This window comes from Terrabacter sp. Soil811 (genome assembly GCF_001429655.1).
In the GTDB taxonomy this organism is placed as follows: domain Bacteria; phylum Actinomycetota; class Actinomycetes; order Actinomycetales; family Dermatophilaceae; genus Terrabacter.
The window spans coordinates 498,726-523,697 of record NZ_LMSX01000001.1 but is presented as its reverse complement, the minus strand read 5'-3'; the positions used below and the strand labels follow the sequence as shown (position 1 = coordinate 523,697).

Sequence of the window (24,972 nt, the reverse complement as noted above, 5' to 3'; positions counted from 1 at the left end):
TGGATCCGGAGGTGATGTCGTGACGCCGCACCTCAAGGGATACGTCCGCGCCTATGTCGACCGCGCCCTGCCGCCGGCGATGCTGCACCTCTACGACAAGCACCTCGTGTGCTGCACCGTCTGCCGCGCCGCCGCCGACCAGGAGCGCCGCATCGTCGCGTCGCTGCGCTCCGACACCGGCGTCCCGATGAGCCTGCGCACCTCCCTCATGGGTCTCGGTGCGGCTCCCTCGGGTGAGCCCCAGCCCGCGCCCGCTCCCTCGCGGGAGCCCAGGGCCCCGCGCATCCCGCTGCCGCCCGTCGGCTTCCGTATGCCGTCGACGCCGTCCTACGAGCCCGTGCCCACCGTTCGGCCCACCGCTCCTGCCCTGCACCGCTCGCCGATGCGTGCTGCCGTGGTGGCCTCGATCGCGGCGGGCGCGTCGGTCGCTGCCGCGTGGGGGCTCGCGATCGCGCCCGTGCCCGGCTCGCGGGCCCCTTCGGTGCGGGGCCCGGTGGCCAACTTCGGGGCCGGCCCCGTCAGCGCCGTGAACTTCGGCGGCTCCGTGCTGCCCGGCAACAGGATCTCGCCCGTCACGCGTCAGACGCAGGGCCTCAACGACGTCGGCGCCGGCAACGTCCCGTACTGGGTCGTCACGACCCGCACGTCGGCCCGTACCGCGTCGCTGGCCGTCGGCCCGACCTCCGCCCTGGTGGCCCCGGTTCGGGTCACCAACGTCCGTTCGGCACAATCAGGGCCATGAGCGACGAGTCGACGACGCCGGACCCCGATCCGACGGCAGCAGCTCCTGAGCCCCGCGAGCTCACTCAGGCCCCCGGCGGTGACCCGGAGGTGGAGCAGACCGGCATCATCGACCTGCACGACACCCGGGCCATCCCGTCAACGTCGCCGACGACACCGGCCCCCGTCCCGTCCGCCTCGGAGCCGCAGCCGCCGGTGAGCGCCTCCGGCCCGGGTCCCTCCGACACGGGTGACGACGCCTGGTTCGACGTCTTCGGAGGCGAGCACCCGACCGAGGGTGCCGGCGTCCCTGCCCGGGCCGATGCCGCCTGGGGCAGCGACCGCGCCGACTCCCTCGCCGAGGAGGCCCACCGCTCGGCCTACGCCCCGCCCACCCCGGCGGCCGACGCGCCCTCTGCGACCGGGCCCGGTGCGTCCACCCCCCCGGGCGACGTGCTGGCCGGCGCCGCCGCGGCAGCCGGCGGGACGGCATACCTCGGCTCCGTGCCCCACGCACCCGCGGGGGGCGACCCCGACCTCGGCAGCGGCCCGGTGCCGTCCGGGGGCGGCGTCGCACTCACCGACCCGCCGGCGCCGTCCGCCCGCCGCGGTCGCGGCAAGGTGGTCGCCGCCGTCGTCGGGCTCTGTCTGCTCTCCGGTGTCATCGGTGGCATCGCCAGCCAGGTCGCCGAGGACCGCATCAACCTCGCCGGCTCGACCCTGCCCGAGCCCGGTCCGGGCGCCACGCAGCGACCGGCCGGCTCGGTCGCCAACATCGCCGCCGTCGCCCTGCCGAGCGTCGTGACCATCAAGGTCGACGCCGGTAGCGAGGGATCGGCCACCGGTTCCGGCTTCGTCATCGACGGCAAGGGCCACGTCCTGACCAACAACCACGTCGTCGAGCCCGGCGTCAACGGTGACATCGAGATCGTGCTGAGCAACGGCGACACCGAGAAGGCGACCATCGTCGGGCGCGACGCGAGCTACGACCTCGCCGTGCTCAAGATCAACCGCACCGACCTCAAGCCCCTGACGCTCGGCGCGTCCGACAAGGTCGTCGTCGGCGACCAGGTCATCGCCGTCGGTGCACCGCTCGGCCTCGACCAGACCGTCACCACGGGCATCGTCAGCGCGCTCAACCGCCCCGTGACGCCGGGAGAGGGCAGCGAGTCCTCCTTCATCAACGCCATCCAGACGGACGCGGCGATCAACCCCGGCAACTCGGGTGGCCCGCTGCTCGACATGACGGGCAAGGTCATCGGCGTCAACAGCGCCATCGCCCGGGTCCCGGGGACGAGCGGCGCCACCGGCGGCAGCATCGGGCTCGGCTTCGCCATCCCGAGCGACCAGGCCCGGCGCACCGCCGACCAGCTCATCGCGACGGGCAAGGCCACCCACCCGGTCATCGGCGTCAACCTCAGCCGGACGTTCGTCGGTGACGGCGCCCAGGTCCTCGACGCGCCCGACGCGGTGACCTCCGGGGGGCCGGCTGCCAAGGCCGGCGTCCAGGCCGGCGACGTCATCGTCGGCTTCGAGGGCAAGCGCATCCGCACCCCGGACCAGCTCATCGTCTCGATCCGCGCGCGGGCCGTCGGCGACACCGTGAGCCTCAAGGTCGAGCGTGACGGCAAGGAGCTCGAGCTCCAGATGACGCTGGAAGCGGATCCGGCCAAGTAGAGCACGACGCGCCACCGTAGGATGGCGCAGCCGGTACGCGTGGAAGCGAGGGACTGTGTTCGACATCAACGGGTGGGAGCTGCTCCTGCTCGGTCTGCTCGCGATCCTCATCCTGGGTCCGGAGCGCCTGCCCGAGTACGCCGCCAAGTTCGGCAAGTTCGTCCGCCAGGCCCGCGGCATGGCCGACCGGGCCAAGCAGCAGCTCAAGGACGAGATGGGGCCGGAGTTCTCCGACGTGGACTGGCGGGCCTACGACCCGCGCCAGTACGACCCGCGCAAGATCGTGCGCGACGCGCTCTCCGCGCCACCCGACGAGGACGACCAGCCGTCGCCCGTCGTCGACAAGCCCGTGAGCACGCCGCGCGGCCACGACCCGTCGGTCCCGACCCCCTGGGACAGCGAAGCGACGTGAATCTCTGACCCAGAGGCATCTCTGTCGGTGGTCGGGGTTATCGTCACTCCTTGATGCCTGCTGATCCTGCCTCTCAACCGCCCGCCTCCGTCCGGTCCCTGTGGCGCCTGCGCGGCTACCTGCGCCCGCACCGCTGGGCCCTCGCCGTCATGTTCGCCGCATCGCTCGCCGGCGTCGGCCTCTCCATCGCCATCCCGCTCGTGACGCGAGCCATCATCGACGGGCCGATCACCCGGCACGAGCTCGCGCCGGTGCTGCCCCTCGGCCTGCTCGCCCTCGCGCTCGGGGTGCTCGAGGCCGTCCTCATCTTCGTGCGCCGGTGGGTCCAGTCCAACGCCGTGCTCGGGCTCGAGACGGAGCTGCGCCGCGACCTCTACGAGCGACTCCAGGCACTGCCGATGAGCTTCCACACCCGGTGGCAGTCGGGGCAGCTGCTCTCCCGCGCGACGACCGACCTCTCGGCCATCCGCCGGTTCAGCGGGTTCGGCCTGCTCTTCCTCGTCGTCAACGTCCTGCAGGTCACGGCCGTCACGATCGTGCTCCTGACGATGTACTGGCCGCTCGGGCTCGTCGTCGCCGCGACGGCGGCGCCGATCATCTGGCTCTCGATGCGCTTCGAGAAGGCCTACGTCGTCGTCTCCCGGCGCGTCCAGGACCAGCAGGGCGACCTCGCGACCCAGGCGGAGGAGGGCGCGGTCGGCATCCGCGTCATCAAGTCGTTCGGACGCAGCGACCACATGGCCCGTCGCTACGACGAGGCGGCGCTCGAGCTGCGGGCGACGAGCCTCGACAAGGTCCGCCTCTCGGCGAAGTTCTGGACCTTCCTCGAGGTCCTCCCCAACCTCGCCGTCGTCGTCGTGCTCCTGCTCGGCGCCATCGGCGTCGGCCAGGGTGACCTGACGCCCGGCGAGCTCGTCGCCTTCATCACCCTGATGCTCTCGCTCGTGTGGCCCGTGTCCTCCCTCGGCGTCATCCTCGCGATGGCACAGGAGGCGATGACCGCGGCCGCGCGTGTGCTCGAGATCTTCGACACCGAGCCCGACATCGTCTCCGGCGCGCACGAGGTCGGTGCGCGCCGCGGCCACCTGCGCTTCGAGCACGTCGACTTCGCCTTTCCCGACGCGCCCGACCAGCCGGTGCTGCGTGACGTCAACCTCGACGTCGCCCCCGGCGAGACCCTCGCGCTCGTCGGCGCGACAGGCTCGGGCAAGACCGCCCTCACCGCGCTCGTCCCGCGCCTCTTCGACGTCACCGCTGGGCGCATCACGATCGACGGCGTCGACGTGCGCGACCTCGAGCTCGCCGCGCTGCGCAGCCTCGTCGCGACCGCCTTCGAGGAGCCGACCCTCTTCTCGATGAGCGCCCGCGAGAACGTCACCCTCGGCCGTGCCGACGCCCCCGACGACGACGTGCTCGCGGCCCTCGAGATCGCCCAGGCCGGCTTCGTCCACGACCTCCCCTGGGGCCTCGACACCCGCATCGGCGAGCAGGGGCTGTCGCTCTCCGGCGGTCAGCGCCAACGGCTCGCCCTGGCCCGGGCCGTGCTCTCGCGCCCGGCCGTCCTCGTCCTCGACGACACCCTCTCCGCCCTCGACGTGCACACCGAGAAGCTCGTCGAGGAGGCGCTCTCGAGGGTGCTGTCCGAGACCACCGGCCTCGTCGTGGCCCACCGGGCATCGACCGTCATGCTCGCCGACCGGGTCGCCCTGCTCGAGCACGGGACCATCACCCACGTCGGCACCCACCGGGAGCTGCTCGACGGCGTCCCGGCCTACCGCGAGCTGCTCGCGGCCGACGCCTTCGACGAGGCTGACGCGCCCGGCTCCGGCGACCACGCCAGCGACGCGAACGAGGAGGTACGCGCATGACGGCCCCGACCCAGCAGTGGCGCGGTGTCGCCGCCGACAACATCGACGGTGAGCTGTCGGCCGAGACCTCGGCCCGGCTCGCCGGCCGCTCCCGGCGGCTGCTGCGCGACGTGCTGCGGCCGTGGCGCCGGGCGCTCTGGTGGCTCATGGTCGTCGTCGTCATCGAGAACGCCGCGCGCCTGTCGATCCCGTACCTCGTCAAGGAGGGCATCGACACCGGCATCCCGCCGATCCGCGAGTCGGGCGACCTCGGCCCGCTCCTGCTCGTCGTCGGGCTCGTCCTCGTCGCCACGATCACCCAGGCCGTCTCGCGCAACCTCTTCCTTCTGCGGTCCGGCCTCATCGGCCAGGACATCCTCCTGTCGATCCGGCGGCGGATCTTCCGCCACTTCCAGCACCTGAGCCCGGCCTTCCACGACCGCTACACGTCCGGGCGCGTCATCTCCCGGCAGACCTCCGACGTCGACGCCATCTACGAGATGCTCGAGACCGGGTTCGACGGACTCGTCACCGCGGCCCTGACCCTCGTGGGCACGTCGGTGCTGCTGCTCGTCCTCGACGTCAAGCTCGGCCTCGTGGCGCTGCTCTGCGGCCCGGCCCTCGCGCTGCTGACCAACTGGTTCCGCAAGGAGTCGGCCAAGAGCTACCGCGCCACCCGCGAGAAGGTCGCCCTCGTCATCGTCCACTTCGTCGAGTCGATGAACGGCATCCGTGCCGTGCAGGCCTTCCGTCGTGAGCCGCGCAACCAGGCCATCTTCGAGGACGTCAACGACCAGTACCGCCGCGCCAACCTCGTGGCCTTCCGGCTCGTCGCGTGGTTCATGCCGGCCATCCGGCTCATCGGCAACGTCACGATCGCCCTCGTCCTGCTCTACGGCGGCTACCTCGCCTACCACGGTGAGGTCACCGTCGGGGTGCTCGCTGCCTTCCTGCTCTACCTGCGGCAGTTCTTCGAGCCGATGATGGAGATCTCGCAGTTCTACAACACCTTCCAGTCGGCCTCGGCCGCGCTCGAGAAGCTGTCCGGCGTGCTCGAGGAGGTGCCCGACGTCCCCCTGCCGACCGACCCGGTGCCTCTCGGGGCTCCTCGCGGTGAGGTCCGGTTCGACGACGTCCGCTTCGAGTACGTCACCGGCACCGCGGTGCTGCCCGGCCTCGACCTGACGGTGCCGGCCGGGCAGACGGTCGCGCTCGTCGGCACGACCGGTGCGGGCAAGACCACCATCGCCAAGCTCGCCACCCGCTTCTACGACCCGACCGCCGGGACGGTGAGCCTCGACGGGGTCGACCTGACCCGGCTGGCGTCCGACGACCTGCACCGCGCCGTCGTCATGGTGACGCAGGAGAACTACCTCTTCAGCGGCACCGTCGCCGACAACATCCGTTTCGGTCGGCCCGACGCCACCGACGACGAGGTCGAGACGGCGGCCCGCTCGCTCGGCGCGCACGACTTCATCGTGGAGCTGCCGCAGGGGTATGCCGCGCCGGTGTCCAACCGGGGTGGGCTGCTGAGCGCCGGTCAGCGTCAGCTCGTCGCCTTCGCGCGGGCCTTCCTCGCCGATCCGGCGGTGCTCATCCTCGACGAGGCGACGTCGTCGCTCGACGTGCCCTCCGAGCGGCTCGTGCAGCAGGCCCTCGGGACGATCCTCGCCGGGCGCACCGCCATCGTCATCGCGCACCGCCTCTCGACGGTCGAGATCGCCGACCGGGTGCTCGTGCTCGAGCACGGCCGCATCGTCGAGGACGGCGCGCCGAGCGACCTCGTCGCAGCCGGCGACGGCCGCTACTCGGACCTCCACCGAGCCTGGGTCGACTCGCTCGCCTGACCCGCCCGCGCCGAGCCCGGGCCCTCCCGTCGTCCCCTCGCCGAACGCAGCGTTCGGTCGCGAACTCAGTGTTCTACCAACGCTTTCACCACCGAACGCGGCGTTCGGTGGAGAGGCGGAGGGCGGGAGAGCCCGTCAGAGGCCCTCCCGGTGGGTCAGCGGCCGGCGGGGGTGAGGCCGAGCGAACGGCCGGCGAGGCCGCGGGCGCGAGAGCCGAGGTTGCGGGCGATGCCGCGCAGCGCCACGGCAGCAGCGGTGTCGGGATCGCCGAGCACGACCGGCGTGCCGTTGTCGCCGCCCTCGCGCAGGCGCGTGTCGAGGGGGATCTGGCCGAGCAGCTCGACCGGGGCACCGATGCTCTTCGTCAGCGAGTCGGCGACCGCCTGCCCGCCACCGGAGCCGAAGATCTCCTGGCGGGTGCCGTCCGGCAGCTCGAGCCAGCTCATGTTCTCGATGACGCCGACGACCCGCTGGTGGGTCTGCAGGGCGATCGAGCCGGCCCGCTCGGCCACCTCGGCGGCGGCCTGCTGCGGGGTCGTCACGACGAGGATCTCGGCCGTCGGGATGAGCTGTGCGACGGAGATCGCGATGTCGCCGGTGCCGGGCGGCAGGTCGAGCAGGAGGACGTCGAGGTCGCCCCAGAAGACGTCGCCGAGGAACTGCTGGAGCGCGCGGTGCAGCATCGGGCCACGCCACACGACGGGCTGGTTGCCGGGCACGAACATGCCGATCGAGATGACCTTCACGTCGTGGCTGATGGGCGGCAGGATCATGTCGTCGACCTGCGTGGGCCGCTGCTCGACGCCGAGCATGCGCGGCACCGAGAAGCCGTAGACGTCGGCGTCGACGACGCCCACCCGCAGGCCCTGAGCGGCCATCGCGGCCGCGAGGTTGACGGTCACCGACGACTTGCCGACGCCGCCCTTGCCGGAGGCCACGGCATACACCCGCGTCAGGCTGTTGGGCCTGGCGAAGGGGATCTCCTTCTCCGGGGCGCCACCACGCAGCTGCGAGCGCAGCTCGGCGCGCTGCTCGTCGCTCATGACGTCGAGCTCGACCTCGACCGAGGTCACGCCGTCGAGGGCGAGGAGCGCGTTGCTCGAGTCCTTGGTGAGCGTCTCCTTCATGGGGCAGCCGGAGACGGTCAGGAAGATCGCGAGGTCGACCTTGCCGGCGTCGTCGATCTCGACCGACTTGACCATGCCGAGCTCGGTGATCGGCTTGCGGATCTCGGGGTCGTTGACCTTCGACAGCGCCGTGAGCATGGCGTCACGGCTGGGCAGTGCGGCGACAGACATGTGTTCCATCGTATGCCGCCGTGCCGGGCACCCCGACCACGGCCGGGGTGCGCTCGCTCACGGTCGGTGCCGGTTGTCCTTGGGCTCGTCGTCGGCGCCGCGGACGATCCCGCGGTCCTCCATCTCCTCGAGCAGCGAACGCAGCTCGGAGCGCACGAAGTCACGCGTGGCCTGCTCACGCAGGGCGAGACGCAGGGAGGCCACCTCGCGGGTCAGGAACTCGGTGTCGGCGAGGTTGCGCTCGTCGCGGGCCCGGTCCTGCTCGAGGGCCACGCGGTCGCGGTCGGCCTGACGGTTCTGCGCGAGGAGGATGAGCGGTGCGGCATACGACGCCTGGAGGCTCAGCATGAGCGTCAGGAAGATGAACGGGAACTCGTCGAAGACGAGCGCCGGGGGCGCGAGGACGTTCCAGGCGATCCAGGCGGCGACGAAGACCGTCATGCCGATGAGGAACTGGGCCGTGCCCATGAAGCGGGCGAACTGCTCGGACAGGACGCCGAAGGCCTCCTGGGTCAGGGTGATCCGGGGCAGGACCCGGGCTCGCTTCTCCTGGGGCTGGTCGAGCTTGTCCCCGCGGACGGCCCGGGCGCCAGGACGACGCTCGGCGCGCTCGCTCACGGCTTCACCCCCAGCTCGTGCCGCTCCTCACGCCAGTCCTCAGGGAGGATGTGGTCGAGCACGTCGTCGACGGTGACCGCTCCGATGAGGCGTCCGTCGTCGTCGACGACGGGCAGCGAGACGAGGTTGTAGGTCGCGAGGGTGCGAGTCACGGTCTCGAGCGACGCCGTGGCCACGACGGGCTCGATCTCCTTGTCGATGATCGACCCGACGGCGCCGTGCGGCGGCTCGCGCAGCAGTCGCTGGATGTGGACGAGGCCGAGGTAGCGGCCGGTCGGGGCCTCGAGCGGCGGGCGGCAGACGTAGACCATCGACGCCAGCGCCGGGGCGAGCTCCTCGCGGCGCACCGTCGCGAGAGCCTCGGCGATGGTCGCCTCGGGTCCGAGGATGACGGGCTCGGTCGTCATCATGCCGCCGGCGGTCTTCTCGTCGTACGCGAGCAGACGACGCAGGGGGGCGGCCTCGTCGGGCTCCATGAGCTGGAGCAGCTCCTCGGCCTGCTCGGGCGGCAGGTCGGCGAGCAGGTCGGCCGCGTCGTCGGGCTCCATCGCCTCGAGGACGTCGGCCGCGCGCTCGTTGGCCAGGCCGGCGAGGATCTCGACCTGGTCGTCCTCCGGCAGCTCCTCGAGCACGTCGGCGAGGCGCTCGTCGTCGAGCGCGGCGGCCACCTCGGCCCGGCGCTTGGGGTTGAGGTCGTGGATGACCTCGGCGAGGTCGGCGACCTTGAGGTCGTCGTAGGTCTCGAGGAGACGCTCGGCGCTCTGGGCGCCGGCCTGCTCGTGGAGGCCGACGACGTCGCGGATGTCGACGAGCATCGTCTTGCCCGAGCGGCGACGCGTGAGCCGGGACATCGCCTTCGAGGCCGACGAGACCCCCGCCGGCGCCTGCCGGACGAAGACCCGCGTGCCGATCCAGTCGCGACGCGGGCCCTGCTCGATGGCGAGGTCCTCGACGAGCGAGTCGGCGAAGCCGGCCTCGACGGCCTCGGCCGTCGTGACGCGGACGGTCCGGTCGAACAGCTCGGCGGCGACGAGGACCTCGTTGGTGCGCTGCTCGAAGCGGCGCATGTTGACCAGGCCGGTCGTGATGACGGCGCCGGCGTCGATCGACGTGACCCGGGTCATCGGCACGAAGACCCGGCGGCGACCGGGCACCTCGACGACGAGGCCGATGACGCGGGGCTCGGGTCGGTTGACCGAGAACATCACGACGACGTCGCGCACGCGCCCGACCTGGTCACCGAGCGGGTCGAAGACGCTCAGTCCGGTCAGGCGCGCGACGAAGACGCGGGTGCTCGCACTCATGGCCCAAGGCTATGGGGTCAGCGTCCGCGGCGACGGGTGCCACGTCGCTGGCGCTTCTTGCGCAGCTTCGCGCGTTCCTTCGCGGCGTTGCGCGCGGCCTTCGCCTCGTCCTTGACCCGCTTGCGCTCGGCCTTCTCCTCGCCGCGCCCACCCCAGTGCCACGGGCGCCAGGACGTGGTCGTCGCGGCGGTGCGGGCCGGGGGCTCGCGGTGGTCGTGGGCGGCATATGCGCCGGGGGACTCGAGCGGGCTGTCGAAGGGCACGAGGGCGGTGACGGTGCACTCGGCCGCCCAGCGTGTCAGCGAGTCGTCCACCGAGTTGAGCCGCGACGCGCGGAGGAGCTCGGCGGCGCGCTGCCACTCGGGGGTGCCGGGCTCGAGGACGTGGACGTGTGCGCGGACCGTGAGCAGGCGGCCCCCGGTGTCCTTGCTGCGCAGGATGACCCTGACCTCCTTGGGCAGCCACGGGAGCGGCTGCTCGCCCGGTCCGCTCACGACGAGGGCAGCCCCGTCGTCCCACACGTGCCAGGCCGGCCACGTGCGGTCGTCGGCGACCTCGATCCAGAGCAGACCGGACTTCGCCATCGCCTCGCCGAGCAGGGCGGTCGCGGAGGCGGCGGCCGCGGCGGACTGCGGGTCGGCCTGCGGGTCGGCCTGCGTGGACGGCCCCGTGCGCGGCGCCGTGGGCGCGGAGGGCACCTGTTCGGTGCCCGTCCCCGTGCCCTTCTCGGGGCTCGTTCCTGCGCCCTGCTCGGTCACAGGCTCGGTCGCGCGCTCGGTCACACCGCCACCTTAGTGATCCCGCCCTCATCGGCGGCGCGCGTGACTGTCGTCATAACGCGGGCCGTCCGCCCGTTGCTACGTTGACGCCCATGCGCAGCGCCAAGGACTTCTTCCGGCCGCTCGCGGTGGGGGCGCCGACGCCCCTGACGCAGGTGCCGGCCCGCCCGTCCCGGGTCATCCACTTCTTCGACCCGAGCAACCCGAAGATGGCCGCGAAGGTGCCGGGTCTCGTCGGCACCGTCGACGTCCTCCTCGGCAACCTCGAGGACGCCGTCAAGGCCGACCGCAAGGAGGCGGCCCGGGCCGGCCTCGTCGAGATCGCGAAGGCCACCGACTTCGGTGAGAACACCCAGCTCTGGACGCGCATCAACGCGCTCGACAGCCCGTGGGCGCTCGACGACCTCACGACCCTCGTCACGGAGATCGGAGACAAGCTCGACGTCGTCATGGTGCCGAAGGTGCAGGGCGCCGAGGACATCCACTACGTCGACCGCCTCCTCGCCCAGCTCGAGGCGAAAGCGGGCCTGACCCGTCCGATCCTCGTGCACGCGATCCTCGAGACGGCGCGCGGCATGGTCAACGTCGAGGAGATCTGTGGCGCCTCGCCGCGCATGCAGGGCCTGTCGCTGGGACCGGCCGACCTCGCGGCCGACCGACGCATGAAGACGACCCGCGTCGGCGGCGGGCACCCCGGCTACCTCGTGCGCACCGACCCCGTCGACGGTGACATCACGGGAGCGCGCGCGACGGCGCAGCAGGACCTCTGGCACTACACGATCGCCCGCATGGTCGATGCGTGCGCGATGCACGGGATCTACCCGTACTACGGGCCGTTCGGCGACATCCAGGACGTCGTCGCGTGCGAGGACCAGTTCCGCAACGCCTTCCTCCTCGGCTGCGTCGGCACGTGGTCGCTGCACCCGGTGCAGATCGAGATCGCCAAGCGCGTCTTCAGCCCGTCGGCCGAGGACGTCGCGCACGCGCGACGCGTCGTCGCAGCGATGGGGGACGGCACGGGTGCCGTCATGCTCGACGGGAAGATGGAGGACGACGCCAGCCTCAAGCAGTGTCTCGTCATCGTCGAGCTCGCCGAGCGTCTCTCGCAGACCGACCCCGCGCTCGCCGAGCTGTATGCCGCCGAGCCCGCCCTGCAGGAAGGCTGACTGCCGTGCCCGTCGAGCCCGACGCATACCGCCCCCGACGCTCGGTGCTCTACATGCCGAGCTCCAACGAGCGCGCCCTGGAGAAGGCGAAGACCCTTCCCGTCGATGCCCTCATCCTCGACCTCGAGGACGCCGTCGCCCCCGATGCGAAGGAGACGGCGCGCGAGAAGGCATGCGCCGCAGTGCTGTCCGGAGAGTACGGCCGGCGTGAGCTGACGATCCGGGTCAACGGCCTGGGGTCGCAATGGCACGACGCCGACCTCGCGGCGGCGGCCGCGGCGGGACCTGACGCGATCGTCGTGCCCAAGGTCGGCTCGGCCGACGAGGTGCGCGGCCTCGTAGCCGCGATGGAGGCTGCCGGCGCTCCGGAGCACACGCGGCTCTGGGCGATGGTCGAGACGCCGGTGGCCGTGCTGCACGCCGAGGAGATCGCGCGCGCGTCCGACCGTCTTGCATGCCTCGTGCTCGGCACGAACGACCTCTACAAGGAGCTCGGCGCGAGCTTCTCGCCCGGGCGGGCTGCGATCCAGACCTCGCTCCAGCTCGCGGTCCTCGCGGCAAGGGCCGCCGGCGTGGCCGTCGTCGACGGCGTCTACAACGACGTCAAGGACTCCGACGGCTTCCTCGCCGAGGCGCGCCAGGGCCGGGAGATGGGCTTCGACGGCAAAACCCTGATCCACCCGGGGCAGGTGGAGGCGTGCAACGACGTCTTCGCGCCGAGCGCCGAGCAGGTCGAGCAGGCGCGGGCCGTCATCGCCGCCTTCGAGACCGCGCAGGCCGAGGGCAAGGGCGTCGTCACCCTCGACGGGAGGCTCATCGAGAGCCTGCACGTCGACACCGCCCACAAGGTCCTCGTGACCGCCGAGGCCATCGCCGCGCTGTCCTGACCGACACCGTCGACACCGCTCGCCGCAGGGCACGGTGCCGTCGCAAAACGAGGTGTGTGCTCGCGCGTGGACGGTGTTGGATCGGGGCATGTCGATCGAGCTGAGCGCGCCGCGAGTCCAGGGCCTCGTCGAGGCCGTGCACGAGATGCGCGAGTGGCAGCAGGACGGGATGCCGGTCCAGCTGCACCCCGGCGACCTCGGCTGGAACTGGAGCTTCGGCGCCGACGTGACCGCGGCGGCCGTTCGCACGTGGAGCCGCGACGGGCGCCTCTTGGCCGTGGGGTTCCTCGACGACCCGCGCGTGCTCCGGATGGCGATCGCGCCGGAGGACGGTGACGACGACGAGCTGGCGCAGCAGCTGCTCTCCGACGTGTCGCGCTCCGAGCGTGGCGTGCTCCCCGCCGGGGAGGGCTCGGTGGAGGCGCGTTTCGGTGATGCCTTCCGCGCCCGCCTCGCGGGCGACGGATGGGCCGACGGCGAGCCGTGGACGCCGCTCGTCCGAGACCTGACCGAGCCCGTCGAGGACAGCGGACTGCGGGTGGAAGTCGTCGGCGCGGACCCGGCGCCGGAGCGGCTCCGTGACCGGGTGGCGGTCCAGCGCGCGTCGTTCGAGACCTCGACGTTCAGCGAGGAGCGGTGGCGGGAGATGGCGTCCGGGCCTGCCTACGTCGACGCGAGGTGCCTCGTCGCCTACGACGAGTCCGGAGCCGCGGTGGCAACCGCCACGGTGTGGTCGGCCGGCCCGGGGCGACCGGGTCTCATCGAGCCGCTGGGGGCGCACCGCGACCACCGGGGCCGCGGCCACGGGCGCGCGATCACCCTCGCGTGCGCGGCCGCCCTGCGGGAGCTGGGTGCCTCGAGCTGCCTGGTCTGCACCCCGAGCGCCAACGTCGGTGGTGTCGCCGCCTACGTCTCGGCCGGCTTCCGCCGCCTGCCGGACGCCCACGACCTGCACCGCGCTGCCTGAGCCGGGGCGTCAGGACCGAGCGGCGGCCCACGTCATCTCGGCGCTGACGTTGCCGCTCCAGAAGCCGTCGTCGTGGCCTCCCGTGGTGAAGTGGGTCTCGGTGCCCGGGAGGCGCTGGGCCAGAACGCGGTTCGCGGCGATGAACGGGTCGGACACGCCGCAGTCGAGCCTCACCGGAATGCCCCGCAGCCGGTCCAGCCGGTTGAAGATCGAGTGCCGGTCGAAGTCGGCCCGCCCGTCGTAGGCCCGGGCGGGCGTCTCGCTGCCCTTCCGCCACAGTGCTGCGCTCGCGGCGACGACGCCGCTGACGCGAGAACGCCCGAGCTCGCTCGCGATGAGGAGTGCACCGAAGCCGCCCATCGACCACCCGAGCAGGACGACCGGCGAGGACGCCGGCAGCCCGGCGGCCTCCAGCGCCATCGGCACGAGCTCGTCACGGACCATCGCCCCGGTGTCGCTGCCGTCGCGGCGTGGGTGCCAGTAGCTGTTGCCCCCGTGGACGGAGACCAGCGCCATCCTGGAGGGCTCGACGGCATCGCCGAAACCGAGGTTGAACGCGTCGTCGGCGCCCCCTCCGAAACCGTGCAGCGCCACGACGAGCCCCCGGGATCGGCCTGCGCGGGGTACGGCCATCCGCCAGCGTGGGGCCTCGACACCGAAGCGGTCCGACAGCACCCCGTCGCTGAGGGTCGGCCCGTCGGTGGCGGAGCAGCCGCCGACCCCGGTCGTCGCCGTCGCCAGACCGAGCGCGCCGAGCAGGACGACGCGTCGAGACGGCCCGGTGTCGGAGGACATGCGGGGAGCGTAGGACTCAGGCGGCCACGCGACGGGGCGACGCGCGCCGGGAGGCACCCGGCATACGCGCGCGGGGCGCATCCGGCAGGTGCCGCCGGCACCCGGCATGAGCGCGCCGCCCCGACCGGGTGGGGTCGGGGCGGCGATGCACTCGTGGGACGGCGGCGCCCGTCGGGGCGTTCCGGTCAGCTCAGGTGGTGCGGCTTGACCTCGCTGCGCTTCTCGGAGTCGTCGCCGGCCTGGAGGTCGTCGCTGGCCGAGTGCGGCGGAGCCTGCCCGGCCGGCACGAGGCGCACGGTGACTGCCTTGGACACCGGGCAGTTGCTGCCCACGGCGGTCGACTCGAGGGCCACGAGCGGGTTGACCTCGGGGTAGTAGGCGGCGACGCAGCCCCGCACCGTGGGGTAGGAGACGACGCGGAAGTCGCGCACGACCCGCTGGGTGCCGTCGGGCCAGGGTGCGACGACGTCGACGTGGTCACCGTCGGAGAACCCCAGGTCGGCGAGGTCGTCGGGATGCACCATGACGATCTCGCGCCCGCCGGAGATGCCCCGGTAACGGTCGTCGTGGCCGTAGATCGTCGTGTTGAACTGGTCGTGGCTGCGCAGCGACTGGAGCACGAGGTGGCCCTCGGGCGCAGACACCATCTGCAGCGGGCTGACCGTGAGGACGGCCTTCTTCGACGGCGTCTCGAACGTCCGCGAGTCGCGCGGCGGGTGCGGCAGCACGAAGCCCCCGGGGCGGTGCACCTTCTCGTCGTAGGCCTCGCAGCCGGGCACGACGCGCTCGATGTGGCGCCGGATCACGGAGTAGTCGTCGGCCATGGCGGTCCATTCGATCTCGCCCGCGGCACCCCGTCCGGCGAGCGTCGCCGCGGCGATCCCGCTGATGATCGAGACCTCGGAGCGCAGCTGCGGGCCGGCGGGCTCGAGGCGGCCGTGCGAGAGGTGCACGCTCGACATGCTGTCCTCGACGGTCACGCCCTGCAGACCGCTGCGCTGCTCGTCACGCTCGGTGCGCCCCAGCGTCGGCAGGATGAGGGAGGTGTGACCGACGACGACGTGCGAGCGGTTGAGCTTGGTCGAGATGTTGACGACGAGGTCGACCGACCGGAGGGCGTCGTGGGTCACCTCGGTGTCGGGCGTCGCCGCGGCGAAGTTGCCGCCGAGCCCGACGAGCACCTTCGCCTCGCCGTCGCGCATGGCGCGGATCGAGTTGACGACGTCGAGGCCGCGCTCGCGCGGCGCCTCGATGCCGAACTCGGCCTCGAGCGCGTCGCCGAAGTGGGGTGGCAGCTTCTCCCAGATGCCCATGGTGCGGTCGCCCTGGACGTTCGAGTGCCCGCGCACGGGGCACAGGCCGGCGCCGGGCTTGCCGATGTTGCCCTGGACGAGGGCGACGTTGGCCATCTCCTTGATCGTCGCGACGGCGTGGCGGTGCTGCGTGACACCCATGGCCCAGCAGAGCACCGTCTTGCGCGACCGGGCGAAGAGCTCGGCGACCCGCTCGATCTGGGCGCGGTCGAGCGAGGTGGCCTCGTCGACGAGGTCCCAGTCGAGCTCGCGCACGTGCGCGGCCCACGCGTCGAAACCCTCGGTGTGGCGCTCGATGAAGTCGGTGTCGAAGACGTCCTCGCCGGCGTCGTGCCGGGCCACGAGGAGCGAGCCGATCGCCTGGAAGAGGGCCAGGTCGCCGCCGAGCCGGATCGGCAGGAACTCGTCGGCGAGCTCGGTGCCGACGCCGACGATGCCGCGGACCTTCTGCGGGTTGTCGAAGCCGCGCAGGCCGGTCTCCGGCAGCGGGTTGACGGCGACGATCTTCGCCCCGGCGCGCTTGGCGATCTCGAGGGCGGTGAGCATGCGCGGGTGGTTGGTGCCGGGGTTCTGTCCGGCGATGAGGATGAGCTCGGCCTCGTGGATGTCGTCGAGGCTCACCGAGCCCTTGCCGATGCCGATGACCTCGGCCAGCGCGACCGACGTCGACTCGTGGCACATGTTGGAGCAGTCGGGAAGGTTGTTCGTGCCGAAGGCCCGGGCGAAGAGCTGGTAGGCGAACGCCGCCTCGTTGGAGGCGCGGCCGCTCGTGTAGAAGACCGCCTCGTCGGGCGACGCGAGCCCGCGCAGCCGCTCGGCGATGAGGGCGTACGCGTCGTCCCACGAGATCGGCTCGTAGTGGGTGCCGCCCTCGCGCAGCACCATCGGGTGCGTGATGCGTCCCTGCTGGCCGAGGAGGTAGTCGGTCCAGCCGGACAGCTCGGCGACGGGGTGCTCGGCGAAGAACGACGGGTCGACCCGCCGCAGCGTCGCTTCCTCGGCGACGGCCTTGGCGCCGTTCTCGCAGAACTCGGCGAAGCTGCGCTCCTCCGGGTGCGGGTCGGGCCACGCGCAGCCCATGCAGTCGAACCCGTCGGCCTGGTTGATCCGCCGGAGGGTCGCGAACGACCGGCGGGCGCCCATCTGCTCCATGCCGCGCTGCGCCGTGACGGCGATGGCGGTGAGGCCGGCTGCCTTGGACTTGATCTTGCCCCGGTCGACCTGGGTGGGGTCGACGTCGTGGGTGGGAGCCGCTGTCGGCCGCACGGGCACGATCGGGATCATGGTGCGGCGCCGGTGCTCGGACATGGTCTAACCCCTCGTCGGATCGGTTGTCACAAGACTCGTTCCCCGTTCGTCCTTGCACGTCACCATGCAGGACTGGCAGTTTCCTGTGAGTCTGCCCCATGGCCCTCGTCCCCTGCGGGATACCTCCGGCCACCTCGCACGTTGGACCAGGCATGGGCGAGCAGACGCGGACGGGGGAGCCGGCAGCCCGGCGCCCCGACCCGGAAGCGCCGCGATCCGGTCAGAGCGGACTGACCCGCCGCCGCCTGCTCACGCTCGGCGCGGTGGGTGCCGTCGCCGCCGGAGGGGCGTATGCCGTGTCGCGCGGTCCCGGCCTCGCGTCCCTCCCGCAGCTGGCGGGCCTGGGTGAGCCGCCGCCGCCGGAGCTGCGCATCGACCCGCAGCCGGTCGACCGCTCGGCCCTGCAGGCGCGGCGGCGCATCGGGGCCGCGGCCCACGTCTACGAGGTGACGGCCCGTCCCGCCACGTACTACGTCACCGAGCCGTTCGGGGCGCGCCTCGACCGGTGGCTGGCCCTGCACCGGCGCCACGTCGGGCAGGTGCCCGACGAGGTGCGCTCCTACGGGGCCTGGGTCCGCGGCTCGGCGACGTCGTGGCACAGCTCGGGGGAGGCCATCGACATCGCGCGGCTGCGCGCCGACGGCCGCGACCTGACGAGCCTGCGCTACGACCTGTGGCGTGACGCACCGGCGCCCGAGCTGCGTCGTCGCCTCGCGCTCTACTGGCGCACGGCCGCCGGACTGCACCACGAGTTCGCCGACGTCCTGACCTACCTCTTCGACGCGGCGCACAGCAACCACATCCACGTCGACCTCGGCCGGTTCGGGCCGGAGCGTCCGCGCCTCATCCGCCGTTCCGACGCCCAGGTGCAGGCCGTCCAGGCGATGTGCCGGCACGTCTGGGGTCGCACCGACGTGGAGATCACCGGCGACTTCGACGACGTGACCCGGGAGGCGACCACCCACATCCTCGAGCAGGCCGGCAGCCCGGGGGAGCTCGGTGACAGCAGAGAGGCCTGGCAGGCCTTCATGGTCGCCACGATGGAGCGGGCCTAGGCGGAATCGACGTGACGGCGCCCCCGGGGCCGCTCATAGGATCGGGGCCATGGCCAAGACCGTGCTCACACCCCAGTCCGAGGACTTCCCCCGGTGGTACCAGGACATCGTCGCCAAGGCGGAGCTCGCCGACAACGGTCCGGTGCGCGGCACCATGGTCATCCGACCGTACGGCTACGCGATCTGGGAGCGGATGCAGGCCGACATGGACCGGCGCATCAAGGAGGCCGGCGCACGCAACGCCTACTTCCCGCTCTTCATCCCGGAGTCCTACCTCAGCCGCGAGGCCGAGCACGTCGAGGGCTTCAGCCCCGAGCTCGCGGTCGTGACCCACGCCGGGGGCAAGGAGCTCGAGGAGAAGGTCGTCGTGCGCCCGACCTCCGAGACGGTCATCGGTGAGTGCATGGCGAAATGGACGCAGAGCTACCGCGACCTGCCGCTGCTGCTCAACCAGTGGGCCAACGTCGTGCGGTGGGAGCTGCGCCCGCGGATCTTCCTGCGCACGAGCGAGTTCCTCTGGCAGGAGGGCCACACGGCGCACGCCACCGAGGAGGACGCGCGCCTCTACGCGAAGCGGATCCACGAGGAGGTCTACGCGCCGTTCATGCGCGAGATGCTCGCCATGCCCGTCGTCCTCGGTCGCAAGACGAAGCGCGAGCGTTTCGCCGGTGCGACGAACACCCTTGCGCTGGAAGGGATGATGCGCGACGGCAAGGCCCTGCAGATGGGCACGAGCCACGAGCTCGGCCAGAACTTCGCCAAGGCCTTCGACATCACCTACCTGTCCGAGCAGGGCCGCCAGGAGACGTGCTGGACGACGTCGTGGGGCAGCTCGACCCGCATGCTCGGCGGCCTCATCATGGGTCACGGTGACGACCACGGTCTGCGGGTGCCGCCGAGACTCGCTCCCGTCCAGGCGCTCGTCATGGTCGTCAAGGACGGCGAGGGCGTGGTCGAGGCAGCGCGTCAGGTCGTCGCCGACCTCCTCGCGCGCGGGGTGCGGGCCGAGCTCGACGCCCGTGTCGACACGCCGTTCGGACGTCGCGCCGTCGACGCCGAGCTCAAGGGCATCCCGCTGCGGGTCGAGGTCGGTCCCCGCGACCTCGCCGAGGGCTCCGTCACCGTCGCCCGACGCATCGCCGGTGGCAAGTCGTCGGTGCCGCTCGGCGGCGTCGTCGACACGGTGACCGCCGCGCTCGACGAGGACCACGACGCGCTGTATGCCGCCGCGCTCGCCCACCGCGACACGAACACCGCCGCCGTGAGCACCCTCGAGGAGGCCGCCGAGGCGGCCCGCACCGGCTGGGCCACCATCCCGTGGTCGACCCTCGGTGAGGAGGGAGAGTCGCTGCTCGCGGAGTCGGCCGTGACGGTCCGGTGCCTGACGATGCCCGACGGCACCGTGCCGACCTCGGAGTCCGACGCCGGCGTGCTCGCCGTCGTCGGCCGCGCCTACTGACATGGCACGTCGCCGATCCGTCGGCCACCGGCGTGGTGCCGCCCACACCCAGGCCGGGAAGACGCCGGGCTGCGGCATGGTTGACGAGTGCGTGAGGACGGCGATCGAGACGTGAGTGACGAGACGGTGGTCGGCGGACGGCATACGCCCGTGGTTCAGATGGCACCCACGGCGCAGCCGGAGACGCTGACGCCCCTGCTACGCGACCGCGAGAGCGTCATGGTCTACGACCGCTCGCACGTGCTCGGCCCCGACGCCCTGCGCGCGATCCTGGAGGCCGCGCGATGGTCGCCGTCGGCCGGAAACTCGCAGCCCTGGGGCTTCCTCGTCGGCCTGCGCGGCGACGACACGCACGCCGCCATGGTCGAGGTCCTCTCGTCAGCCAACCAGGTGTGGGCGCCGTCCGCCTCGGCGATCATCCTGACGCTGCACCAGGTCGCGACCGACGAGGACCACGAGCTGGCCTACAGCGACTACGCGATGTTCGACCTCGGGCAGGCGGTCGCCCACATCACCGTGCAGGCTCGCTCGATGGGCCTGCAGGTGCGTCAGTTCGGCGGCTTCGACCACGGTGCGGCGACCGAGCGGTTCGCCGTGCCGCCGCACTGGGCGGTCACGACGGGCATCGCGCTCGGACTGCCCGCCGGCCCGGACGACGACGGCGAGATGCCGGACTGGGTGCTGGCCCGGGCGCGGCTGCCGCGGTCCCGCCTGCCGCTCGAGGCCTTCGTCCACTCCGGGAAGTTCGGCCACCCCGCGGACTTCCTCACCGACTGACCGAGAGCGCCCGCACAGACGATGGAGGCCACCCCACGAACGGGTGGCCTCCATCTGGTCCGTGGCCCATCGGTGTGACGACGAGCGTCGCTACCACCGCGACGTCGCCGCCGCGATGAGGTCACCGAAGAGCAGGCCCTCGTCGACCGCATACCCACGACGGGTGAACCAGTCACACATGTTGTGGGTGTCGCGTTCGAGGAACTCCGGGCCGTGCGGGTTGCCGATGACGTCGACGACCTGCGGCCAGTCGATGAGGACGAGCCGCGCGTCGTCCCCGTCGCCCTCGAGCAGCACGTTGTACGGGGAGAGGTCGCCGTGCGCCCAGCCGAGCTCGGCGAGCCGCAGCATCGCCTCACGCAGCTGCTCGAACAGCACGGGCAGCAGGTCCGGGTCCGGACGCACCTGCGCCAGCCGCGGCGCGGCCTGCCCGTCGGGGGTGCCGATGAACTCCATCAGCATCTCGTCGTCGGACATCTGCACCGGGTAGGGCACCGGCAGCCCCTCGTGCCAGAGGCGGACCAGCGTCTCGAACTCGGCGAACGCCCACAGGCCGCTGATCAGCTCCTTGCCGAACGCGGTGCGGGTCCGGATGGCCCGCGTCTCGCGCGACTTCCGCACCCGCCGGCCCTCGAGGTAGCCGGAATCGCGGTGGAACATGCGGTGCTTGCTCGACCGGTACCGCTTGCCGGCCATGAGCACGTCCCGGTCGGCGAAGCCGGGCACCCACCGTCGGACGAGGTGGACGTCGGCCTCCTTGCCGGTCTTGAGCACCCCGAGGTCGGCCTCGACGGCGCCGAGGTCGGTGATGACCCAGTCGGGGCGGGGCTTCGGGCCGTGCGTGGCTCCGTCCCAGCTCGACCACCGGTCACCTTCGGGAGGGCCGTCGGGGTCGGTGTCGACCGCGTACGGCTCGTCCTCGAGGCCGAGGGTGCGCCGAGCGGTCAGTCTGGTGTCGACGACCGCGAGGTCGTCGTCGTGAAAAGCGTTGAATGACAAGAGAACTCCAAGGAAGAAGAGATGTGGGCAGGCATGCCCGGGGCCGTGATGGTCATGTCACCCTCCTTGGGGTCTGGCGTGTGGCCGTGTGCCACTGCGCTCGCGAAGAGACTGGCGCATCCAGTGGGTCCCGCGCAACGGAATTGATTCCGCGTGGCTTCGAGCGTTTGCCGCGATCTGTATCACCGAGCCCCCCGTTCACCTCTACCGTGGCAAGGAGCAGGGGAGACGTCTCGGAGGGAGCCCAGGTATGCCGTCCGCGTCCTTCGGCGGGGGAGCGGTGCGCGTGCGCGCGCCCCGCGGCTACGACGCGTCCGCCGCGACCGACCGCACCGACCGGGACCTGCCGTCAGGAGACCGGCGGGCGGCCGAGCGGGCCGCCCTCGTCGAGGCCCTGCGCACCGACGACTTCGTCGTCGTCGACCGGATCGACCTGACACCACAGCGATCTCGCGACCTGGGTGGTCCCGCGCCGGCCAACAGGGCGGGCACCGTGAAGCTCGACGTCGACGTGCCGGCCGGCAACGACGCCGTCGTCCTGCTCGAGCGCGACGGGGTCTACTCGTGGCACCTGCCGGTCGATGCCGCCGAGCGCACGCGGTCGATCGACCCCGGCCCCCGCACCGTGTCCTTCGCCCTGTCGGTGCAGCCGCAGCGCGCGCGCCGTCCGCGACCGCGGTCACGGGGCCTCGACGGGCCGGGCGCAGGACCGGCTGACCGTGGGCTGCTCGGCGACCTCGCCCACGGCGTCCTCCAGGCGATCGTGCTGCGCTTCGCCGCGCCCGTCATCGTCGGCAAGGTCGTCGAGCGACTCGAGTCAGGCGTGCGCACCGGGCTCGTCCACGTCACGGGGGGAGCGCTCGACGCGTGGAAGCCCGTCGGCTCGCTCGCGGAGGTGGGCCTCCCCACCGACCGCGCGGCACGGGTTCTGCTCCTCGTCCACGGCACGTTCTCGTCGACCACCAGTGCCTTCGGAGCTCTCGCCGTCACGCCCGGCGCGGAGGGCTTCGTCGACACCCTCGTGTCCGCGTACGACGCCGTCATCGGCTTCGACCACCGCACGCTCAGCGTCGACCCGGAGCGCAACGCCCGCGACCTGCTCGCCCTGCTCGCGCCCCACGACGGCGAGCTCGTCCTCGACGTCATCACGCACAGCCGCGGCGGGCTGGTCACGCGGTCGTTCGTCGAGTCGGTGCTGCCGGGTGCCGGACTGCGCGTCGCGGTCGACTCCATCGTCTTCGTGGCCTCCACCAACGGCGGCACCCACCTCGCCGACCCAGAGCGCTGGCACGACCTCGTCGACCTCTACACGAACCTCGTCTTGGTGACCGCCGCCGGTCTCTCCCTCGTGCCCGGCGGGGCCCCCTTCGCGGCCGTCGTCAGCGGTGTCGTCCGTGGCGTCGGCGCGCTCGTGAAGTACCTCGTGTCGTACGCCGCCGGCGACGACGGCGTGCCCGGCCTCGCCGCCATGACGCCCGACGGGCCCTTCGTCACGAGCCTCAACGAGGACCAGCCCGGCCAGCCCCGGCCCGGGACGAGCTGGTACGTCGTCTCGTCCGACTTCCACGTGTCGCTCTTCGACGACCACCACAACCCGCCCGAGTTCCCCCGCGAGCTCGCCGTCCGTCTCGCCGAGGGCTTCGTCGACGGGATCTTCAAGGGGCGCAACGACCTCGTCGTCGACACCGACTCGATGTCGGCGATCGGCCCGCCGACCGGCGGCTACGTGCGCGACACGTTCGCGCTCGGCACCAACGACGTCGTGTACCACGTCAACTACTTCTCGCAGCTCTCCGTCATCGGCGCGATCTCGCAGTGGCTGCCGCTCGGGCTCGGCGCGTCCGACGCGGAGGCGCACCTGCCCGAGTGGATGACCGCGGGGCCGGTGCTCGGCGCCGACGGTGGTGGTGACGAGCGTGGACTCGAGATGGCCGAGGTGGAGGCGCCAACCACCGCCGCCCGGCCCCCGACGGCCGCCCGTCCGCCGTCCGCGACCAGGCCTCCCGGCACGACCGCACGCCCGCCTGCGAGACCATCACCCGGCCCGCGGGCGGAGCCGCCGGTGAGGACGGGCGTCCGGAAGGCGACGTCGAAGAGGGCGACGCCGACGAGGGCGACGCCGACGAGGGCGACGTCGAAGAGGGCGACGAAGACGACGGCGAAGCAGGCGACGCGCCGTGACCGCGAGAGGCCCCCGAGCAGTGGACCGACGAGCCCTCTCGAGGGCACGACGGAGGCCGAGCTCGCGGCGGAGATGCCCTCCACGGTGTCCCCGGGTGCCGACGCCACGGTGCGGGTTCGGCTGGCACGGCAGACGCTGGCACCGACGGAGGGCACGGTCCACGTCTCGAGGACGGTCCACGTCGACGCGGAGCGCCCGATCAGTGTGCAGGTCTACGCCAAGGACAACGTGCAGGTCCTCGAGACCGACGCCAAGGTCTTCGGCCTGCCGAGCGGCGACTGGGCCAGCGAGCTGACCTTCCGGGTACGTGCCCTGGCGCCCGGGCCCGTCCGCGTCTCCGTCGTCCTACGACAGGGCTGGGTGCCCGTCGCCACGGTCACCCTGGAGTCGACCGCAGCCGCTGCGGGGATGGTCGCCCCGACGCCCGTCACCGCCACGGTCCACACCGGGATCGACGCCCCAGAGCTCGACGGCCTGCCCTGTCTCGACATCGTCGAGAGTCGTCGCGTCACGGGCGAGCGCGTCTACAGCTATGCGCTCCGGCTCGTGCCGGGCGAGGCCGAGCGGGTCTTCGAGTCGGCACCGATCCTCGGGCGCGACGAGTTCGTGCGCGACCGGATCGCCGAGGTGGAGCGGGTCATCAAGGACCCCGACCTGACGCCGCGCCAGAGGATGTCGCAGCTGCAGAACACCGGCACCATGCTCTTCGACCAGTTCTTCCCCGAGGACATGCAGGCCCACCTCTGGGAGCACCGCGAGCTCGTGCACGACCTCATCGTCTACACGGACGAGCCGTTCGTGCCGTGGGAGCTCGTTCACCTCAAGCCCGCCCGCGGCAAGCGCGGCACCACGCCACGCTTCCTCGCGTCCGGCGGGCTCGTGCGCTGGCAGCTCGGCAGCTTCCCGCCCCGGGCCGTCCGCGTGCGCCGGGGCCACGCACGGTCGATCTGTCCCGTCTACGCCAACCCGATGTTCAAGAACGACGTCGGTGTCGCCGAGGCCGGCTACCTCAAGGACCGGTTCGGCGCCAAGGCCGTGACGGCGACCCCGAGCGGCGTCGAGCGTCTCCTGCGCGGCGGCGGCTTCGACCTGCTCCACTTCTCGGGCCACGGGGCGGCACGTACCGACGACATCGCCGAGGCGAAGGTGCTGCTCAAGGGCCAGCGGCGCGGCACCAGCGTTCGTGAGCAGTACCTCAGCTCGACCGACGTGTCCCAGAACCTCGACTGGACGGGCCCCGACAGCGTCGGCCCGATCGTGGTCCTCAACGCCTGTCAGACCGGACGGTCCGGCGAGCTCTTCACGACGGTGGGCGGTTTCGCGAAGGCGTTCCTCGACGCCGGCGCCTCGGCCTTCGTGTCGTGCCTGTGGTCGGTCCAGGAGGAGCCGGCGCGGGTCTTCGTCGAGACGCTCTACGAGGAGCTGCTCAAGGGCACCCAGATGTCCCGGGCGAGCGCGCTCGCCCGGGCGGCCGCGCGGGACGCGGACGACCCGACGTGGCTCGCCTACGTCGTGTACGCGAGACCCGACGCGGTCCTCGAGACAGTGTGAAAAGGCATACA

General features: G+C 72.2%; 19 protein-coding genes. 12 read left to right on the top strand and 7 right to left on the bottom strand.

The genetic code is table 11. The features are described from left to right. Positions 1-19 precede the first annotated feature (19 nt). The 5 genes from ASH01_RS02335 to ASH01_RS02315 are packed head-to-tail and all read left to right on the top strand — an operon-like array spanning position 20 to position 6,503. Positions 20-742 (top strand): hypothetical protein, encoded by a 723-nt coding sequence (locus tag ASH01_RS02335; RefSeq protein WP_056770868.1) that lies wholly within the window; start codon positions 20-22, stop codon positions 740-742. Continuing rightward, the gene (locus ASH01_RS02330) at positions 739-2,397 is read left to right on the top strand and encodes a S1C family serine protease (RefSeq protein WP_056770865.1); all 1,659 of its coding nucleotides are present in this window, start codon (positions 739-741) and stop codon (positions 2,395-2,397) included. Before ASH01_RS02335 ends, ASH01_RS02330 begins: the two co-directional genes overlap by 4 nt. 55 nt (positions 2,398-2,452) lie before the next feature. Further along, positions 2,453-2,809, top strand: coding sequence for a twin-arginine translocase TatA/TatE family subunit (locus ASH01_RS02325; RefSeq protein ID WP_020143116.1), 357 nt, complete (start codon positions 2,453-2,455; stop codon positions 2,807-2,809). Positions 2,810-2,862: 53 nt separating this feature from the next. Next, complete coding sequence (locus ASH01_RS02320; protein WP_056770862.1) at positions 2,863-4,677, top strand: ABC transporter ATP-binding protein; 1,815 nt, start codon at positions 2,863-2,865, stop codon at positions 4,675-4,677. Next, positions 4,674-6,503, top strand: coding sequence for an ABC transporter ATP-binding protein (locus ASH01_RS02315; protein ID WP_056770859.1), 1,830 nt, complete (start codon positions 4,674-4,676; stop codon positions 6,501-6,503). Before ASH01_RS02320 ends, ASH01_RS02315 begins: the two co-directional genes overlap by 4 nt. Before the next feature lie 155 nt (positions 6,504-6,658). Here ASH01_RS02315 and ASH01_RS02310 read toward each other — a convergent pair whose 3' ends face one another. The 4 genes from ASH01_RS02310 to ASH01_RS23305 are packed head-to-tail and all read right to left on the bottom strand — an operon-like array spanning position 6,659 to position 10,505. Continuing rightward, positions 6,659-7,801: an Mrp/NBP35 family ATP-binding protein gene (locus tag ASH01_RS02310; RefSeq protein WP_056770857.1), complete on the bottom strand. Its 1,143-nt coding sequence runs from the start codon at positions 7,799-7,801 to the stop codon at positions 6,659-6,661. Positions 7,802-7,858: 57 nt separating this feature from the next. Beyond that, on the bottom strand, positions 7,859-8,419 hold the full coding sequence (locus ASH01_RS02305; RefSeq protein ID WP_056770855.1) for a DUF1003 domain-containing protein: 561 nt from the start codon (positions 8,417-8,419) through the stop codon (positions 7,859-7,861). Then, positions 8,416-9,723: a magnesium transporter MgtE N-terminal domain-containing protein gene (locus tag ASH01_RS02300; protein ID WP_020143111.1), complete on the bottom strand. Its 1,308-nt coding sequence runs from the start codon at positions 9,721-9,723 to the stop codon at positions 8,416-8,418. Before ASH01_RS02300 ends, ASH01_RS02305 begins: the two co-directional genes overlap by 4 nt. A gap of 17 nt (positions 9,724-9,740) precedes the next feature. Then, on the bottom strand, positions 9,741-10,505 hold the full coding sequence (locus ASH01_RS23305) for a hypothetical protein (RefSeq protein WP_200961742.1): 765 nt from the start codon (positions 10,503-10,505) through the stop codon (positions 9,741-9,743). 89 nt (positions 10,506-10,594) lie between these two features. On the opposite strand from ASH01_RS23305, the gene ASH01_RS02290 reads away from it, so the two are divergent. From ASH01_RS02290 to ASH01_RS02280, 3 genes are all read left to right on the top strand, one after another. Continuing rightward, a complete protein-coding gene (locus ASH01_RS02290) occupies positions 10,595-11,668 on the top strand; it encodes an HpcH/HpaI aldolase/citrate lyase family protein (RefSeq protein WP_056770853.1) in 1,074 nt (357 codons plus the stop codon). 5 nt (positions 11,669-11,673) lie between these two features. After that, positions 11,674-12,555 carry an HpcH/HpaI aldolase/citrate lyase family protein gene (locus ASH01_RS02285; RefSeq protein ID WP_156415384.1) on the top strand — a complete coding sequence of 294 codons (882 nt, stop codon included), beginning with the start codon at positions 11,674-11,676 and terminating at the stop codon, positions 12,553-12,555. An 88-nt stretch (positions 12,556-12,643) separates the two neighbouring features. Beyond that, positions 12,644-13,522: a GNAT family N-acetyltransferase gene (locus tag ASH01_RS02280; protein ID WP_056770850.1), complete on the top strand. Its 879-nt coding sequence runs from the start codon at positions 12,644-12,646 to the stop codon at positions 13,520-13,522. Between the two features lie 9 nt (positions 13,523-13,531). Here the strand turns inward: ASH01_RS02280 and ASH01_RS02275 are convergent, their stop codons facing one another. Both ASH01_RS02275 and ASH01_RS02270 read right to left on the bottom strand, forming a co-directional pair. Further along, positions 13,532-14,317 carry an alpha/beta hydrolase-fold protein gene (locus tag ASH01_RS02275; RefSeq protein WP_056770846.1) on the bottom strand — a complete coding sequence of 262 codons (786 nt, stop codon included), beginning with the start codon at positions 14,315-14,317 and terminating at the stop codon, positions 13,532-13,534. Between the two features lie 185 nt (positions 14,318-14,502). Further along, complete coding sequence (locus ASH01_RS02270; RefSeq protein ID WP_056770844.1) at positions 14,503-16,938, bottom strand: FdhF/YdeP family oxidoreductase; 2,436 nt, start codon at positions 16,936-16,938, stop codon at positions 14,503-14,505. 152 nt (positions 16,939-17,090) lie between these two features. On the opposite strand from ASH01_RS02270, the gene ASH01_RS02265 reads away from it, so the two are divergent. The 3 genes from ASH01_RS02265 (at position 17,091) to ASH01_RS02255 (ending at position 20,229) form a co-directional block, all read left to right on the top strand. Continuing rightward, positions 17,091-17,993, top strand: coding sequence for an extensin family protein (locus ASH01_RS02265; protein ID WP_056770841.1), 903 nt, complete (start codon positions 17,091-17,093; stop codon positions 17,991-17,993). Between the two features lie 49 nt (positions 17,994-18,042). Then, complete coding sequence (gene proS, locus ASH01_RS02260) at positions 18,043-19,452, top strand: proline--tRNA ligase (RefSeq protein WP_056770837.1); 1,410 nt, start codon at positions 18,043-18,045, stop codon at positions 19,450-19,452. 111 nt (positions 19,453-19,563) lie between these two features. Continuing rightward, positions 19,564-20,229, top strand: coding sequence for a nitroreductase family protein (locus ASH01_RS02255; protein ID WP_156415381.1), 666 nt, complete (start codon positions 19,564-19,566; stop codon positions 20,227-20,229). A gap of 90 nt (positions 20,230-20,319) precedes the next feature. On the opposite strand, the gene ASH01_RS02250 is transcribed toward ASH01_RS02255, so the two are convergent. Next, positions 20,320-21,228 (bottom strand): serine protein kinase RIO, encoded by a 909-nt coding sequence (locus ASH01_RS02250; protein WP_082619351.1) that lies wholly within the window; start codon positions 21,226-21,228, stop codon positions 20,320-20,322. Between the two features lie 250 nt (positions 21,229-21,478). Between ASH01_RS02250 and ASH01_RS02245 the strand changes: the two genes are divergently transcribed. After that, positions 21,479-24,961: a DUF7379 domain-containing protein gene (locus ASH01_RS02245; protein WP_056770833.1), complete on the top strand. Its 3,483-nt coding sequence runs from the start codon at positions 21,479-21,481 to the stop codon at positions 24,959-24,961. Positions 24,962-24,972 lie beyond the last annotated feature (11 nt).